Raw genomic sequence first — 16,645 nt, 5'->3', positions numbered from 1 at the left:
CCGGGGGCAGTCGGGACGCTGCGGGCGGGGCGGGGGACCGGTCTCGTCGCCACAGTGATCTCTTTCCGTCCACCTACGGGGGTTGGGTGTCTGGGTGACTACGCTAGGAATGATCTCGCGAACACCGCGAATCGCCTAATTCGCGTCGGTCTGTACCCCCGAGCGGAGACGACCCCCTAGGACGACGGCAAAGGAATCATGGGTGTGAGTGGATACTGCCGGGTCACCGTCACCGGACCGGACCGTTGGGCCGACCTGGCACTGCCCGGCAGCGTGCCCGTGGCGACGCTGATGCCGCGCATCGTGGAGGTCTGCGGGCCCCGCGAGGAGGGCACCGAACCCGCCCACTGGTCCCTGACCACCGTCGACGGCTCCCCGGTGCGGTTGGAGGAACCGCTGGAGAGCGCGGGGGTCTACGACGGCGACGTCCTCATGCTCGACCGGCGGACCGCGCCCAGCCGACCCGCGCACGTGGACGACGTGCGCGGCGCCGTGGAGGACCGGGTCGACGAGACCGCCCGGATCTGGAATCCGACGACGACGCTCTCCTTCGGCCTCCTCGTGGCCGGAATCGGCCCCTTGGCGATGCTGGTGTCGATGATGTGGCTGCGCCCGTCGGTCGGTCACCTGGGCGTGGCGAGCGTCGGCACGCTCTTCGCGATCGCGGCCATGCTCCTCGCCGCCCGGCGCCCGCTGCCCGCCGTCGCCCACGTCCTGTTCGCCGCCGCCTGCGCCTGGGGCGCGGTGACCGCCGTGCTCGCCGTGGGGCTGGTGGCCGACGCCGACGTCCTGGTGACGTCGGCGTTCGCCCTGACCGGTGCCCTCCTGGTGGCCGGGATCGGTTGGGCGCTGCACGAGACGGGGCTGGCCTACATCGCCGCGCTGGGCGTGATCGCGGTGACGGCGGCGGTGCTGGTCGGGGTCGGCGCGTTCGTGGCCCCGGTGCAGGGTGTCCGCGCGATGGGGCTCGCCCTGGCCCTGTGCGTCGGCGCCCTCCCGCGGGTGGCCATGGTGATGGGCGGGCTGTCGGGGCTCGACTACGAGGTGGGGCGTTCGGGCCAGGTCGCCACGGAGCGGTTCGAGGACACCTTCGGCAACAGCGACCGGTTGCTGCTGGGCATCGTGCTGGGCGCCGCGCTGAGCGGCGGCGCGGTCACGGTGCTGCTGACCTTCATGGCCGAGGGGCTGCCGGACCTGCTCCTGGGCGGTCTGCTCTCAGTGCTGCTGGTGATGCGTTCGCGGCTGTTCGACCGGATCCGGCACGTGCTGCCACTGCGGCTCGCGGGCGTGATCGGCCTCGGGGCCACGGGCGTGGCGGCGGTCGGGGAGTACCCGGCCCTGGGCCCGTGGCTGCCGGTGGCGGTGCTGGCGGCGGGCATGGTGTCGGGGGTGCTGAGCTGGGTGCGCCTGACCGACGTGCCGCGCGCCTCGCTGCGCCGCCTGCTCAACTGGACCGAGGTGCTGGTGATCATCGCGTTGTGCGCGGTCTTCGCCTGGGGGATGGGTCTGTTCGCGTTCGTCGCGCGGATGTCCGGGGTCGCGTGACCGGGCCGCGTGCCGGTCAGGACTGCCCGGTCTCCTCCACGTCGGTCTCGCGGGAGCGCTCGCGGCACTCCGAGCACGCGAACGCCGCCGAACCCCGCAGCCCCCGCACGCTCGCGCGGCGGCGCCGCCGACGGGCCTCCCTGAGCGAGACCCCCACGATCCTGGTGGCCGTGACCGCCGCGATCACCGCGAGCGGCACGACGAGCATGGCCACGGGCTGGCGGATGGGGCGGTAGTCGGCGCCCCCGCCGTCGAGGACGATGAATCCGGCGGGCCGCACCCGCGCCAGCCCCGCGCCCCCGGCGCCGTCGGCTCCCGGGATCCGACTCGATCCGCCGCCCATCGTGCTCAGGGCGCTGACCCGCGCGACCGGGACGACGGTGGTCGCCCCCGACGCCACCGGCTCGCCGAACACGGTGGCGGCCCTGGCCGCGCCGCCGGTGCGCTCGACCATGTGCGTGAGCGCGTCCAGCGCGGGGCTCGGACGGCGGACGGGCGCGCCGTCGGCGCGTCGGGCACGTCGGATCGCGGATCTCAGCATGGTCCTGCTCCTTCGCCGGACGGGTACGGATGTCCACGCTACCGCCCGCCCCGTCAGAACAGCGGGTCGCCGGGCTCCAGCGTCTCCGGGTCGACGAGCACCACCCGGCCGTCGGCGGTCACGGCGGCCAGGACCTCCCCCTCCGGGTGGACGGCGATCCGCCGGAAGTCCGGCGCGCCGTCGCGGTCGACGAGGTCCTCGCCGGTCTCCAGGTCCCACACGCGGCTCACGGCGCGGTTCACCCCCTCCGCGCCGGAGAAGGACGTCCAGGTCGCGTACACCCGTCCCCGCCCCACGGCGATGTCGACCAGCGAGGCGTCTCCGGGGAGCCCGGCCGGCGCGTACGAGCCCGACTCGGCGCGGGTGGTGTAGTCGACCCGCACCAGCCCCCGCCGGTCCTCGTGCACCAGTTCCTCGCGTCCGGGGACCACGGCGAACTGCGAGGACACGACCCCGCGCACGGTGTACGGCTCCTCGCCCGTCCGGACGTCCCACACCGAGACCGCCCCCGACTGGACCGTGGCGAGGAGGTCGGGTCCGGCGAACTCCATCTCCGCCACCCGGCCGGGCGCCAGGGACCCGGCCGCCTCGCCCGTCGCCAGGTCGACGAGCCCGACGCTGTCACCGTCCAGGTCCGCCGTCACCGCCACCGCGAGCAGGCGCCCGTCGGGACCGAACGCGATGTCGAGCGCGTCGCGCGGCCGGGCCGACCACACGCCGCCGGTCTCCTCCGGTCCGACCTGCGGTCCCAGGTGCCGGGTGGTCGTGCCCGACGGCAGGTCGAAGGTGTGCGCGACCGACACCGTGCCGTCGATCGCCTCGTACTCGACGGGGACGGACGCGGCCACCGCGCACCCCGTCGGCGCGAACACGGGGTCGGACGCGTAGCCGACCGTGTCCGACGGGCGGGCGATCTCCTCCCGCGCCCGCCAGTCCCACACCATGAGCCCGTACTCCTGGTCGGTCACGGCCAGGGCGTCCCCGTCCGGACTGAACGCCAGGCCGATCGGCCGCGCCTCGGCCCCGTCGGGCTCCGGCCCCGGCGCCGGGTAGCCGCTGCCGCCCAGACAGCCCGCGTCGGTGACCAGCCCCCCGGCGCCGCCTCCTCCGGCGTCGTTCCCGCCGCCCTCCCCGGCGGGCGCGTCCGGCGGCCAGTCGTACGCCCAGGCCGCGGCCGAGCCCGCGACCAGGGCGAGCACCAGTCCCACGGCCGCCAGGACCCGGCCGCGGCGTCGCCGCGCCCGGGCCCCGTCCGCACCGCCGTCCCCGTCGCGCCGACCGGAGCCCCGCGCCCCCTCGCCGCCGGAGGCGAGGGCCGACCGCTGCCGCGCCGCCGTGGCCTCGACCGCCGCCCGCACCGCCGACGGCCACGGCTCCGGGTCGCCGGGACCCCCGAGCATCCGCACCACGTCCGCCGCACTGGGGCGCAGGGCGGGGTGGCGCTTCAGACACGCGTCGACCAGCCCCCGCAGCTGCAACGGGATCCGGTGCAGTCCGCGCGGCCCCTCGACCCCGCTGGCCGCGAAGCACAGCGTCGCCGCCCACGACAGCACGTCCGCGGCCGGTCCGGCCCCGCCCTCCGGCGCGGCGAACGCCGGGTGCGGCGCGCGTTCGGCCCCGTCCCGCGCCAGCCACTCCAACCCGGGGTCGGCCAGCACCGCCGAGTCCGGCGTCAGCAGCACCCCGTCCGGCCACAGCGACCCGTGCGCGCGGCCGGACGCGTGCAGGTCGGCCAGCCCCTGCGCGAGGGCGAGCGCGAGGGGGGCCAACGCGTCCGCCGGCAGCGGCCCGTGCTCGCGCACCAGTTCGGCCAGGCTCGGCCCGAGCGGACGGGCGACGGCCACCCACGGCACCGCGCCCTCCAGGTCCGCGTTCCACACGGCGCACACGTGGGGGCCGGTCGCGTCGAGCGCCGACACCACCCGTTGGGCGAAGGCCGACCGGAAGTCGGGGTCGGTGGCGTGCTCGGAGCGCGCCACCTTGACGGCGACGGGGACCCCGTCACCGCGCGAGCCCAGGTAGACCCGGGTGAACGCCTCCTCGCCCAACCGGCGGTGGAGGCGGTAGGGGCCGACGGACGGCGGGTCGTGGGGGTGGAGCGGGAGCATGGGACCTTCCCGTGGTGTGCGGAACCGTCAGCCGATGGTGGTGATCAGGCGGAGTTCGACCGCGTCCACGACCCACATGCCGGAGCCGCTCGGCGGAAACCCGACGAAGACCTCGCCGTCGGGGTGGAGGGTGATCTCGGTGACGAACCCCTCGTCCGACTCCGCCGTCAGCTCCTCGCCCGTGGAGTACTCCCACACCTTCATCACGCCCTCGGACCGGTCGGCGCCCGACGCGAGGTAGGTCGCGTACAGGCGGTCCGCCCGGGGGCTGTACACGAACTGCTCCAGGGTCCCCTCGGGCTGGACGGCGGGCACGAACGCGGTGGGCTCCCCGCCGCCGCGGACGTCCTGCCTGCGCGGTCCGTCCTCGGCGTAGAACAGCAGGTCGTCGTCCCCGGTCAGGACCAGGTCCGTCTCGCCCAGGCTGTAGTCCACGTCCTCCCACCGGCCGACCGCCTCGCGCGTCCGGGCGTCCCACACGAACACGTCGCTGGCGTAGGCGTGGGCCGCCAGGTACGACCCGTCCGGGGAGTACGTGGCGATCCGGGCCCCGCTCCGGGCCTCCGGGTAGGCGTGCACGACCTCGCCGGTCGCCGCGTCGTAGGTCACGACACCGGGGCTCCCCTCCGCGGTGGCCACGGTCAGCTCCGACCCGTCCGGGGAGAACTCGGCGGTGCTCACCTCCTGCCCCTCGCCGATCACGGCGCCCTCCCCCGTCTCCAGCGTGTACACCCGGACCCCGGAGTCGGTGGTGAAGGCGAGCAGGCAGTCGTTCGGGCTGAACACGGGCCTGCCGTACGGCGGCGGAATCTCGACGTCGATCCACGCGCGGCGGGTGCCGTCCCGCCAGTCCATGAGGAAGATCCCCTGGGGCGCGCCGACGGCGAGGACCGACCCGTCGCTGGAGAAGGCCGGGTGGAGCGGCCCGTCCGGGTCCGGGAGCGTGCCGGCCTCCGCCGGCCGGGTGAACTCCTCCGCCAGGTGCTCGGCGGGGTCGCACACCTCGCGCGCCGCGGATGTCCCGGGCGGGGAGGGTTCGGAGCCCAGGGCCCCGGCACGGAGGAGATCGGCCCCGCCCAGCGACCACACCCCGAACCCGCCCATGAGGACCAGCGCGACCACCGCCGCTCCGGCGATGAGCAGCCGTCCGGCCAGGGACCCCCGGTCCCCCTCGGTGCGGGCCGCCGACCGCACGGCGTCGCGGTGCCCGCGCGCTGTCCCGTCGAGTACCGCGCACGCGGCCGGGGGCAGCCACGCGGAGGCCGTCGGAGCCGGTTCCGCGGGGCCGCCCAGCGCGCGGAGGACCTCCGCGGCGGTCGGCCGACGGCCGGGATCCTTGTCCAGGCAGGCCGAGACGATCCCGCGCAGCGACTCGGGCACGTCGGTCAGGACGGGGTCCCGGTGGGCGACGCGGTACATCACGGCGGACGGGTGCCCCTCACCGAAGGGGCCGGTCCCGGTGAGGGCGTACACCAGCGTCCCGCCGAGCGCGAAGACGTCCGAGGGCGGACCGTGCCGTTCCTGGCGGACGACCTCCGGGGACATGTAGCCCGGCGTCCCGACGGGGCGCGTCCGCTCCGCGTCCTCGCGGTCCTCCCCGGCGCGCTCGCGGCCCGCGTGGCCGTGGCGGGCGTCGCCGACCGCCCCCGCGATGCCGAAGTCGATCACCCGGGGCCCCTCGGCCGCCACCATGACGTTGCCCGGTTTGAGGTCGCGGTGCACCAGGCCCTTGGCGTGGACGCCCTCCAGGGCGCGGGCGACGCCCCGGCCGAGGAACCGCGCGCTCTCCTCGGGGAGCGGTCCCGTGGCGTGGACGAGGTCGTGCAGCGAGGGCCCCCGGACGTACTCGGTGGCCATCCAGGGGATCTGGCCGGCGGTGTCGGCCGCCAGCACCCGGGGGACGTTCCCGCCCAGGACGAGCCGGGCCAGGTCCAGTTCCCGGGCGAAGCGCTCGCGGAAGTCGGGGTCGTAGGCGTACTCCGCCCGGACCACCTTCACGGCCGCGGACGCTCCCGCGGCGTCCAGCCCGAGGTAGACGCGGCCCATGCCGCCGACGCCCAGGAGCGCGGCGATCCGGTAGGGGCCGACCCTGCGGGGGTCGTCGGGGGCGGGCTGCTGCATGGTGGCCTTCCGGGGCGGGTCAGGACAGTTCGGAGACGACGGCGAACTCGGAGTCCAGGATCAGGATGGTGTTCCCCCCGGCCTCGGAGACGGGGGTGGCGATGTGCTCCCCGTCCGGGTGGACCGCGACCGGGTCGTAGACGAAGACGTCCTCGTCGCGCAGGAGCGCGCCGGTCGCGGTGTCCCACACGCTGCCCCGGCTGTCCGGCCACGGGTAGGTCCCGGCGAGGACCCGCCCGCCGTCGGCCGAGAAGGAGAGGTCGTAGATCCGTTCGTGCCCCTCGTCGACCGGCGCCAACTCCCGGACGGTCGCGCCGGTGCCGGTGTCGACGAGCCGGGCGCGGTTGGTCTCGTCGACGACGGCCAGGGCGGATCCGTCGGGGGAGAGGGCGAAGGCGTACTGCCCGTCCCCGGAGATCCGGTGGAGCTCCCGGCCGGTGGCCGCGTCCCACACGACCACGCCCAGGTGGGTCGCGTAGTCGCGGGTGGCGACGGTGGCGACGAGCCGGGAGCCGTCGCCGGTGAAGCGGATGTCGGCGACGACGCCCTCGACGGGGATCTCGACCTCGGCGGTGTCGGCCGCCACGTCCCAGATCTGGATCGCGCGGTCGCCCTCGGGTGTCCCGTCCTCGGAGACGAGGACGGCCAGGCGGGAGCCGTCGTCGGTCAGGGCGGGCATGTCGTAGGCGCCGTACTCCCCGTTGTCGTCGGCCACCACGGCGACGCGGTTCTCGCTCGACCCCTCCCACACCTCGACGTAGCCGTCGGCCGCGGCGGCGACGTATCCGGTGGAGGTGACGTGGGCGGCGTACGGGGCGGGCTCGAAGACGTCGACGGGGACGCCCTCGCGCCAGTCCCAGGCGGAGAGGGTGCCGGAGCCGAAGACGTACAGCGTCTCCCCGTCGTCGGAGAAGACCAGGTCGTAGACGAAACCGTCGAGGTTCACCGACGGCACCGCGTCGGAGGGTTCGGCGCCGGGATCGCCGGAGGGACCGTCCGAGGGGTCGCCGCCGTCGGCGGCGGGCGGCGGATCCTGGCCGGGGAGCGGGACTCCGACGGCCGCCAGCGCTGCCGCGCCCACGACGGCCAGGGCGCAGACCGCCGCCGCCACGGCGGTGGCGCGGCGCCGCCACCACGCGCGGTGGGCGCCGCCGTCCAGGGAGTCCGCTCCGGCGCCGGGCGGGGGACCGGTCCGCGCGGGGTCGGACGCGGCCGCGCCGCCGTCCAGGGGAACCGTGGTGCGCTCGGCCTCGTCGGCGCGACGGGACTCGCCCTCCCTGACGTCGATCTGCCGGGTGACGGGGGAGGGCAGCCACCCGTGCTCCGCCGACGGCAGCGGCAGCGCGGACAGCGCCTCGCGCACGCGTTCGGCGTCGGGCCGGTCCTCGGGGTCCTTGGCCAGGCACGCGGCGACCACGTCGCGCAGCGGCCCCGCGGGTACCGCGTCGACGAACGGGTCGCCGTCCAGGACCCGGTTCAGGACGGCGGACGGGCGGCCCGCGCCGAACGGCGGCTGCCCGCAGGCCGCGAAGACGACCGTCCCGGCCATCGAGAACACGTCGCTGCGCGGGGTGACCTCCTCGCCGGTGATCTGCTCCGGAGAGGTGTAGGCGGGGGTGCCCAGGGTCTGGCCGGTGCGGGTCAGGACGGTGCCCTCCACGGCGCGGGCGATCCCGAAGTCGATCACCTGCGGGCCGCGCGGGGACAGCAGGACGTTGCTCGGTTTGAGGTCGCGGTGGGTGATCCCCGCGTCGTGCACGGTGCACAGCGCGCGGGCCAACCCCAGTGCCAGGACCCGCAGCGACGGTTCGGGGAAGGGGCCGCCCCTCAGGACGGCCTCCTTCAGCGTGGGTCCGGGCACGTACTCGGTGGCCATCCACGGGGCGGGCGCGTCGGGGTCGGCGTCCACGATCCCGGGGACGAAGGGGCCCCGGACCGTCCGCGCGGCCCGGATCTCCCGGCGGAAGCGCGCCCGGAACTGGGCGTCGTGGGCCAGGTCCTCCTTGACCACCTTCAGGGCGCACAGGTGCCCGTCGGGGCTGCGCACGAGGTAGACCTCGCCCATCCCGCCCGCGCCGAGGCGGGCGAGGAGGCGGTGTGGACCGATGCGCGGAGGGTCTCCGGGGGTGAGCGGCTGCACGGCGGGTGGGCGTCCTCACGTGGGGTCGCGGGCCCGGCCGTCGGCCGTTCCGGCCGGGGCGGGGCTGGGTGGGGAGGAGAGGGGGCGTCCTGTGCGTCAATCTAGCCGTTCGCGCGCGGTCGTCCCAGTGCCCCACCCCCCGTCCGGTTCCCCTCCCCCCCCGGGGGCGGCCTTGGGGGCGCCCGGAGAGAACACCGTCAGGGACGGGAGGCGGTGGCTCCGGCCCAGATGTTGACGTCGGACTCGACCGCCCACCTGTCGATGCGGCGCAGTTCCTCGTCGGTGAACTCCGGGGCGTTCAGCGCCTCCAGGTTGTGTTCGAGCTGCTCGACGCTGGAGGCGCCCACGAGCGCCGTGGTCACCGAGCGCGGGCCCTGGTCCCGAAGGACCCAGGAGATCGCCATCTGGGCCAGGCTCTGGCCGCGTTCGGCGGCGATCCCGTTCAGGGCGCGTGCGCGTTCGAGGACGGCGCCGGAGAGCATGTGCTCGCGCCAACTGGGGCGGCCCATCCCGGCACGGGAGTCGGCGGGCACGTCGCCGCCCAGGTAGCGGGAGGTCAGCACGCCCTGGGCCAGCGGGGAGAAGGCGACCACGCCCATGCCCTCGTCGTCGGCGGCGGCCAGGAGTCCGTCCTCGACCCAGCGGTTGAGCATGGAGTACGAGGGCTGGTGGACGACGAGCGGCGTGCCCAGCTCGCGCATGATCCGCGCGGCCTCGCGGGTGGCGGCGGGGCCGTAGGAGGAGATCCCGGCGTACATCGCGCGGCCGGAGACCACGGCGTGGTGGAGCGCCAGCATGGTCTCCTCCAGCGGCGTCTCCGGGTCGGGGCGGTGGCTGTAGAAGACGTCGACGTAGTCCAGGCCCATCCTCCGGAGGGAGCGGTCCAGGGAGGAGAGCAGGTACTTGCGCGAGCCGCCGTGCTGGTGGGGGCCGGGGCCCATGACGTATCCGGCCTTGGTGGTGATGACGAGCTCGTCGCGGTAGGGGCGCAGGTCCCGGGCGAGGATCCGGCCCAGGTTCTCCTCGGCGCTGCCGGGCGGAGGGCCGTAGTTGTTGGCCAGGTCGAGGTGGAAGACCCCGAGGTCGAAGGCGCGCAGGAGGATGCGGCGCTGGCCCTCCAGGTCGCGGTCGGAGCCGAAGTTCTGCCACAGGCCGAGGGAGAGGCGGGGCAGGTGCAGGCCGCTGTGACCGCAGCGGCGGTACTCCACGGAGTCGTAGCGGTCCTCGCTCGCGACGTGTGTGCCCACGGTGCGTCCCTTCGTCTGTCTGCGTTGGAAGGGACAGTTTCGCAGATCAGGACATTCCAGGCGCGACGCTCGGAGCGGAGGGGAGGAGGTGTGCGGGCCCGTCCAGGATCAGGCGGCGGTGAGTCCGGCCAGCGCGCGGCGGTGCTGGGTGTAGGAGGACTCGGAGATCCGCGCGAACGGGTTGAGGAGCGCGGCCGCGCCGACCGGGTCGCTCGCGGGGTGGGAGACGGTCTGACCGCCGCGGAAGAGGTCGTTCCAGAAGAACCGGCCATCGCGGCACCAGACGTTGACGTCGCACTGGACCGACATCACGGCCATCTCCGAGGTTCCGGACCAGTAGAGCTGGCGGGGGGTCAGGGAGGCGAGCTCGCCCAGGAGCGCCATGATCGCGCGCTCGGCGCAGAACGCGTGGCGGGGCTTGTGCTTGACTCGCCTGGCGAGAGCCGACTTCGCCCGGGAGGCCCGGGGATTGTTCAGGCGCCAGTGACTCAAGGTCGTCTCCAGTGGGTGTCTCGGGTGCCGCGGTGCTGACCGTGTGCGCTTGTCGCGACCATGCGCCGCGGTACGAGGGGCGCCGCCGTGGCGGGTTCCCTCCACAAAGTTGGCGAGGCGTGAACTGTGTCGTTACCTCGTAGTTATTCTTTGCGCTCCGGATGCTAGCAGGACCCAACCCTCTGTGGTCGAGGCTTTTGAATGTGGCCAATATCACATTTAACGAATGGGTATCGACTGTACCTATTCAAGAACCACCAGGTCAGAGCTTGTCTTTCGAACTCTGTTGCGGCTCGTTCGCGCGCCGAAAGAGATCCGGTGTCTCGCGTGGACTGTCGCCAGCGTCACCCGATTTCGCGACTCGTTGGTGAGTAGATGTCACTGACGGTGACTTTACGCAGGTGAGGGACTCTTGACCCGGCTCCGGGCGTGTCTTGCCCGATGCGGACCGGCCTGGCCACGGGCGTTCGAGTCCGCTTTGCGCTGCCGTCGACCCCCGTGTATGGGCCGGTCGCGCGGTTGGAGGACACTGGACCGGGTCCAACGAGGAGAGAAGCCGCGCAGTGACACACACCCATACATCCGGTGACCCCATCGCCGAGCGCGAGGAGACCGTCCCCGCCGAACCCGTCGGAGGCGCCCGCGCCTGGATCGTGTGGGGAGTCGCCGTCGGCGGCTACTTCCTGGCGATGCTGAACCGCAACGGGCTCGGCGTCGCCGCGCTGGAGGCCCAGGAGCGGTTCGACGTCGGTCCGGCGCTGCTCTCCCTGCTGCCGATGCTCCAACTCCTCGTCTACGTCCTCCTCCAGGTGCCCTCCGGGCTCTTGGCCGACCGCCTCGGGCCCCGGTACACGCTCGTCGTCGGCATGGGCGCGATGGCGGCCGGGGCGTGCCTGTTCGCGCTCGCGCCCGGGGTGGAGGCGGCCGTCGCGGGCCGGCTCCTCATCGGTGTCGGGGACGCCCTCGTCTTCCTCAACGTCATCCGCCTGGCCGCCCTGTGGTTCCCCCGGGCGCGCTACGCCCTCGTCAGCGGGCTCACCGGCGTGGTCGGCGGGACCGGCCAGGTGGCCAGCGCGGCGCCGCTCGCCTGGGCCCTGGAGGGTGTGGGCTGGGTGCCCGCCTTCCTCGCGACCGCGGGCCTCACGGCGCTCATGGCGTCGCTGGTGCTCGTGATCGTGCGGGACCGTCCCGCGGGGGCGGCCGGGCGGGCGACCGTGGCCGAACCCCTCCCCGTCTGGGAGGCGCTCACAGAGGCGCTGCGGGCGCGCGGTCCGCGGATCGCGATGGTGCACCACGCGGCCGTCATGGCGCCGTTCACGATGATGATGGTGCTGTGGGGTTACCCGTTCCTCGTGAGCGGTCTGGGGCTGGCCGAGGGGGCGGCGGCGCTGACGCTCACGGCGCTGGCGGCCGGAACGCTGTGGATCGCCCCGTTCGCGGGCGCGGTGATCGGGCGGCGGCCGGGCACGCGCGTGTGGCTGGGGCTGACCCTGGCCACGTCGGCGAGTACGGGTCTGGCGCTCCTGGTGGCGTGGCCGGGCGGGGCTCCCACGCCGGTGGGCGTGACGGTGCTGGCCGTGCTGGCCCTGGGCCAGGTGCTCGCGCCGACGATCTCCTTCGACTTCGCCCGGGACGGCCTGCCCGCGAGCCGGACGGGGGTCGCCTCCGGTCTGGTGAACATGGCGGGCTTCTCCACGACGGTGCTGTGCACGGTGCTGGCCGGGTCGGTGCTCCAGGTCCTCCCAGAGACGCCGACCGCCTTCCAGTGGGCGTTCGCGCCCCTCTGCGCGACCACGCTCGCCGCGACGGCCGCGCTCTGGGCCATGGTCCTGCGGCGCCCGCGCCCCTGACCTCCACGGTGGACATCAGGAGTTGCCACGTGGGGGTGACCCGGCTGGAGGTGGGGTTCTCCGCGAGGTCCGGTGGCGCACCGAGGAACTGCCCCGACCGCCCTCCGCTCGTGCCGATGCCGGCCGCGTACGCCACACCGGCGACGGAGGAGCGGGCGGCCGAGGTGCGGACCATGCTCGCCGACCGGGGTCAGCACCGGGCCCCCGGTGTGCCGGACCCGTTCATCGCGGCGGCGGCCGAACGCGCCGGACAGGCCGTCCTCCACCGCGACAAGGACTGCGGGCTGGTCGCCGGGGTCACCGCCCAGCCCGTGGAACGGTTCAGGGCCGCCTGACTCCGCCGTCCCACGCGAAGCGGGACGCGGGACCGGCTACCGGGCCTCCCCGGCGTCCCCGCCCCGGGGGTCCGGCTCCCGGAAGGCCGCCTCGATGCGCGCCATGTTCCGCTCTCCCCACTCGCCGAGCGGGCCCATCGCCGTGTTGAGCGAGTGACCGAAGCCGGTGAGCGAGTACTCCACCTTCGGGGGCACCTGGCGGTAGACCTCGCGGTGCACGAGCCCGGTCGCCTCCATCTCCCGCAACTGCAGGATCAGCACGCGTTCGCTGATGCCGGCGACCTCCCGCCGCAACTCGCCGAAGCGCAGGGGCCCCTCCTGCAGGGCGAACAGGATCAGTCCCTTCCACTTGCCGCCCATGAGCGCGACGGCCGCGTCCAGACCGCACGTGAACGTTCGGTCGGTCATGCGCCCTCCTTACGAACATCGATGTCAGTACCCGTCAAAATTGTAGGTACTTGATGGAATGTTCGTCAGGGGTGAGCATGGGACACGCACCGAACGGCGCCGGGACCGGCCGCGACGGTGCCCCGTCGCGCGTGCCTCCACGCGCGTTCTCGAACCCTCTGAACGGATGGGACGACGACCATGGCATCCCGAGACCTCCCACCGGTCACCGTGATCGGACTGGGCCTGATGGGGACGGCGCTGGCCGGGGCCTTCCTCGCGGCCGGGCACCCCACGACCGTGTGGAACCGCACCGGCCACAAGGCCGCGCCCCTCGTGGCCGGGGGCGCGGTCCAGGCCGAGACGATCTCGGCCGCGGTCGCCGCGAGTCCCCTGGCGGTCACGTGTCTCACCACCTACGACGACACCCGCCAGGCGCTGGAGCCGGCCGCCTCGGCGCTGACCGGCCGCACCCTGGTCACCCTCAACAGCGGTAGCCCGGCGGGCGCCCGCGAGACCGCCGCGTGGGCGACCGGCCACGGAGCCCGGTTCCTCGCCGGCGCGGTCAAGAACGTGCCGACCGCCGTGGGACTGCCCGACACGCTGCTCTACTACGGCGGGAGCCGCGCCGTCTTCGACGAGCACGAGGCGACCCTCAGGGCGCTGGGCGGCGACACCGTCCACCTCGGCGAGGAACCGGACCTGGCCGCGCTCTACGAGATGGCGGTGGGCGGCACGCTCCTCCCGGCCCTCGTGGGCTTCTTCCAGGGGGCCGCGGCCGTCCGGTCACGCGGACTGCGGGCGGAGAGCATGGTGCGGTTCACCGTCAAGTGGCTGGAGATGATCGCCGACGAGCTGCCGAGGCTCGCGGAGGAGATCGACAGCGGCGACTACTCCGAGCCCCGCTCCACGGTCGACCTCTTCGCGGCCGGGATCCCCTATGACGAGGAGTTGGGCAGGGAGGCGAACGTCGACGTCTCGTGGAACGCCCCGCTGCACGGCCTGCTGCGCAAGGCCGTGGAGCAGGGCCGTGGCGAGCACAGCATCGCGGCGCTGGTCGAGGTGCTGCGAGAGCCCGTGCCGGCCGACTAGCCGCCGCCTCCCCGGAGAACGCCGAACGGGCGGGGCGGCCGTCCGCCGCCCCGCCCGTCCTCGGGTGTCCGAGTGCGTCAGAACGCGGACTCGGGCACGTCCATCAGGTCCAGCTTCACGCCCTCGGCGATCCGGCGCTCGGCGGCGATACGCGGCAGGAACTGCTCGGCGAAGAAGCGCGCGGCGGCGATCTTGCCGGTGTAGAAGTCCTTGTCCTCGCCCTCGGCGCCGTCGATGCTGTTCAGCGCGATCTCGGCCTGGCGCAGCAGCAGCCAGGACAGGACGACGTCACCGAAGGCCATGAGCAGGCGGGTGGAGTTCAGGCCCACCTTGTACAGTTCGCGCGGCTCCCCGACCGAACCCATCGTGTGGCCGACCATGAGCTCGACGATCTTCTCGACGTGCTCGACGGCCTCCAGGAGCAGACCGCGCTCCTCCTTCAGCTGGCCGTTGCCCGCCTCGCTCTGGGCGAAGGCCTTCATCTCCGCGGCGAGCGTGCCGATGGCGGCGCCGCCGTTCTTCACGATCTTGCGGAAGAAGAAGTCCTGGGCCTGGATCGCGGTGGTGCCCTCGTAGAGGGTGTCGATCTTGGCGTCGCGGATGTACTGCTCGATCGGGTACTCCTGGAGGTACCCGGAGCCGCCCAGGGTCTGGAGGGACTCGGCGAGCAGCGCGTAGGAGCGCTCGGAGCCCACGCCCTTGACGATCGGCAGCAGGAGGTCGTTCATCGCCTCCAGCTCCGTGACGTCCTCACCGGCCGCGTGCGCGATCTGGATCGCGTCCTGCTGGGTGGCGGTGAACACGATGAGGGCGCGCATGGCCTCGACGTAGGACTTCTGCGTCATGAGGCTGCGGCGCACGTCGGGGTGGTGCGTGATGGTGACCTTCGGGGCGTTCTTGTCGCCGCCGGCGGTCAGGTCGGAGCCCTGCTTGCGCTCCTTGGCGTACTCCAGCGCGTTGAGGTAGCCGGTGGACAGGGTGGCGATCGCCTTCGTCCCGACCATCATGCGCGCGTACTCGATGATGAGGAACATCTGGCGGATGCCGTCGTGCTTGTCGCCGACGAGGTAGCCGATGGCGGGGTGCTTGTCGCCGAAGGTCAGCTCGCAGGTGGTGGAGGCCTTGAGACCCATCTTGTGCTCGACGTTGGTCACGTAGGCGCCGTTGCGCTCACCGAGGGAGCCGTCCTCGTTGACCAGGTACTTGGGGACCAGGAAGAGCGAGAGGCCCTTGGTGCCGGGGCCCGCGCCCTCGGGGCGCGCGAGCACCAGGTGGAAGATGTTCTCGGTCATGTCCTGCTCGGCCGAGGTGATGAAGCGCTTGACACCCTCGATGTGCCAGGTGCCGTCGCCCTGGTCGACCGCCTTGGTGCGCCCGGCGCCGACGTCGGAGCCGGCGTCCGGCTCGGTCAGCACCATGGTGGCGCCCCAGCCGCGCTCGATCGCGAGCTTGGCGAACTCCTTCTGCTTCTCGTTGCCCTCGGCGTGGAGGATGCTCGCGAAGCCCGGACCCGCCGAGTACATGTGGATGGAGGGGTTGGCGCCGAGGATGAGCTCGGCCGCGGACCAGACGAGCGAGCGGGGCGCGCCGAGACCGCCGAGCTCGGGGGAGAGGTCGAGGTTGTACCAGCCGGCGTCCATGTAGGCCTGGTAGGACTTCTTCAGGCTCTCGGGGATCGCGACCGTGTTCGTCTTCGGGTCGAAGACCGGCGGGTTGCGGTCGGCGTCCTCGAAGGACTCGGCGACGACACCGGTGGCGAGCCGGTTGACCTCGTCGAGGATGGTGCGGGCGGTGTCCTCGTCGAGTTCCTCGAACGGGCCCTTGCCCAGCACGTCCTGGCGCTTGAACACCTCGAACAGGTTGAACTGGATGTCGCGCAGGTTGCTCTTGTAATGCGTCATGGACAGCTCCGCTGTGTCCCGGCCGCGGTGTCTGTACACGCGGATCTACCGACTAGTAACAAGTCAATGTTACTACCCAGTAGCACCGTGCGCCAGTGGGGGAAGCGCCCTCTGGCGCGCGGGAGAGTGAACTGTGGCGACGCCGCAGGTCAGGGGTGGGAAGCCGGCTGTCGCCGAGGGTGATGGGATCGCTCCCGGGCGTGGTTCTCAGCGTCGCCGGGGCAACGGTAGCGCGTGGAGCCGGCGCCGCCCGGCACCGCCTCCCGGGATCACCAGGCGCGGCCGTCGGGCAGGTCGTCCAGGTGCGGGGCGGACAGGTGCAGGACCTCGTACCGCTCGGCGGCCTCGTCCGGCTCGCTCGGCGCGTCCCGCCACAGGACGAACCGCACGAGCCTCCAGCGCTCGGGATCGAGGCCGAGCGCCGCGGTGTGCACGCCGTCGTGCCGGGCCAGTTCGCGCAGCGCGTCGATCTCGCGGCGGACGGCCTCGGCGGTGCCCAGGCCGTCCGTGCCGGAGCCGGGCGGTACGTCGGTCAGCCGCCGGGTGGCGGACCTGGGGGCCGAACTCCGCGCGGGGCCGCTCTCGCGGGTCACACCGGTCCAGTGGTGGACGGCCGGTCGGCCGAAGTCGCGGACGATGTTCTGGAACCCGCCCCCGCCGACGACGAACCCGGCCATCGCGCCCACGTCGTTCCACAGGTAGAACGGCGCGTACTGGTTGACGGGCGAGCCGTGCACGCCCCGCTCCCGGATGAGGTAGGCCTTCAGGCCCAGACCGGCGCGGTCGTCCAGGACGTGTCCGTTCGAGGCCACCCGTTTCCGGATGACGCCCATGCCGTAGTCGGCGGGCAGGGTGACCTCGTACTGCTTGGCGTACACGGGAGATC

General features: G+C 73.6%; 13 protein-coding genes. 4 read left to right on the top strand and 9 right to left on the bottom strand.

What is annotated here, in order from left to right:
• Window positions 1-204: 204 nt before the first annotated feature.
• Window positions 205-1,545, top strand: a complete 1,341-nt coding sequence (eccD, locus tag ACIBFB_RS07535; protein WP_397227524.1) for a type VII secretion integral membrane protein EccD — start codon at window positions 205-207, stop codon at window positions 1,543-1,545.
• Window positions 1,546-1,561: 16 nt separating this feature from the next.
• Here eccD and ACIBFB_RS07530 read toward each other — a convergent pair whose 3' ends face one another.
• The 6 genes from ACIBFB_RS07530 to ACIBFB_RS07505 form a co-directional block, all read right to left on the bottom strand.
• Window positions 1,562-2,086 (bottom strand): GerW family sporulation protein, encoded by a 525-nt coding sequence (locus ACIBFB_RS07530; protein WP_397227343.1) that lies wholly within the window; start codon window positions 2,084-2,086, stop codon window positions 1,562-1,564.
• A gap of 53 nt (window positions 2,087-2,139) precedes the next feature.
• Window positions 2,140-4,194, bottom strand: a complete 2,055-nt coding sequence (locus ACIBFB_RS07525; RefSeq protein ID WP_397227341.1) for a protein kinase family protein — start codon at window positions 4,192-4,194, stop codon at window positions 2,140-2,142.
• A gap of 27 nt (window positions 4,195-4,221) precedes the next feature.
• Window positions 4,222-6,315, bottom strand: a complete 2,094-nt coding sequence (locus ACIBFB_RS07520) for a protein kinase (RefSeq protein ID WP_397227339.1) — start codon at window positions 6,313-6,315, stop codon at window positions 4,222-4,224.
• Between the two features lie 19 nt (window positions 6,316-6,334).
• Window positions 6,335-8,455 (bottom strand): WD40 repeat domain-containing serine/threonine protein kinase, encoded by a 2,121-nt coding sequence (locus tag ACIBFB_RS07515; RefSeq protein ID WP_397227337.1) that lies wholly within the window; start codon window positions 8,453-8,455, stop codon window positions 6,335-6,337.
• 197 nt (window positions 8,456-8,652) lie between these two features.
• Window positions 8,653-9,702, bottom strand: coding sequence for an aldo/keto reductase (locus tag ACIBFB_RS07510; RefSeq protein ID WP_397227335.1), 1,050 nt, complete (start codon window positions 9,700-9,702; stop codon window positions 8,653-8,655).
• Between the two features lie 108 nt (window positions 9,703-9,810).
• The gene (locus tag ACIBFB_RS07505; RefSeq protein ID WP_397227333.1) at window positions 9,811-10,194 is read right to left on the bottom strand and encodes a hypothetical protein; all 384 of its coding nucleotides are present in this window, start codon (window positions 10,192-10,194) and stop codon (window positions 9,811-9,813) included.
• Window positions 10,195-10,757: 563 nt separating this feature from the next.
• Here ACIBFB_RS07505 and ACIBFB_RS07500 point away from each other — a divergent pair.
• A complete protein-coding gene (locus tag ACIBFB_RS07500; RefSeq protein WP_397227331.1) occupies window positions 10,758-12,044 on the top strand; it encodes an MFS transporter in 1,287 nt (428 codons plus the stop codon).
• Window positions 12,045-12,160: 116 nt separating this feature from the next.
• A complete protein-coding gene (locus ACIBFB_RS07495) occupies window positions 12,161-12,379 on the top strand; it encodes a hypothetical protein (protein ID WP_397227330.1) in 219 nt (72 codons plus the stop codon).
• 36 nt (window positions 12,380-12,415) lie between these two features.
• Here ACIBFB_RS07495 and ACIBFB_RS07490 read toward each other — a convergent pair whose 3' ends face one another.
• Window positions 12,416-12,787, bottom strand: a complete 372-nt coding sequence (locus tag ACIBFB_RS07490; protein WP_397227328.1) for a winged helix-turn-helix transcriptional regulator — start codon at window positions 12,785-12,787, stop codon at window positions 12,416-12,418.
• Window positions 12,788-12,967: 180 nt separating this feature from the next.
• Here ACIBFB_RS07490 and ACIBFB_RS07485 point away from each other — a divergent pair, with 180 nt between their 5' ends.
• Window positions 12,968-13,858, top strand: coding sequence for an NAD(P)-dependent oxidoreductase (locus ACIBFB_RS07485; RefSeq protein WP_397227326.1), 891 nt, complete (start codon window positions 12,968-12,970; stop codon window positions 13,856-13,858).
• A gap of 77 nt (window positions 13,859-13,935) precedes the next feature.
• Here the strand turns inward: ACIBFB_RS07485 and ACIBFB_RS07480 are convergent, their stop codons facing one another.
• Both ACIBFB_RS07480 and ACIBFB_RS07475 read right to left on the bottom strand, forming a co-directional pair.
• Window positions 13,936-15,759, bottom strand: coding sequence for an acyl-CoA dehydrogenase (locus ACIBFB_RS07480; protein WP_397227324.1), 1,824 nt, complete (start codon window positions 15,757-15,759; stop codon window positions 13,936-13,938).
• A gap of 269 nt (window positions 15,760-16,028) precedes the next feature.
• Entirely contained in the window at window positions 16,029-16,637 is a 609-nt protein-coding gene (locus tag ACIBFB_RS07475; protein WP_397227322.1) for a DUF4865 family protein, read from the bottom strand.
• Between the last annotated feature and the right edge of the window lie 8 nt (window positions 16,638-16,645).

It is taken from the genome of Nocardiopsis sp. NPDC050513 (assembly GCF_044457925.1).
GTDB lineage: Bacteria > Actinomycetota > Actinomycetes > Streptosporangiales > Streptosporangiaceae > Nocardiopsis.
Note: the sequence above shows the minus strand (reverse complement) of the source record. Positions and strands in the feature narration are given on the sequence as shown.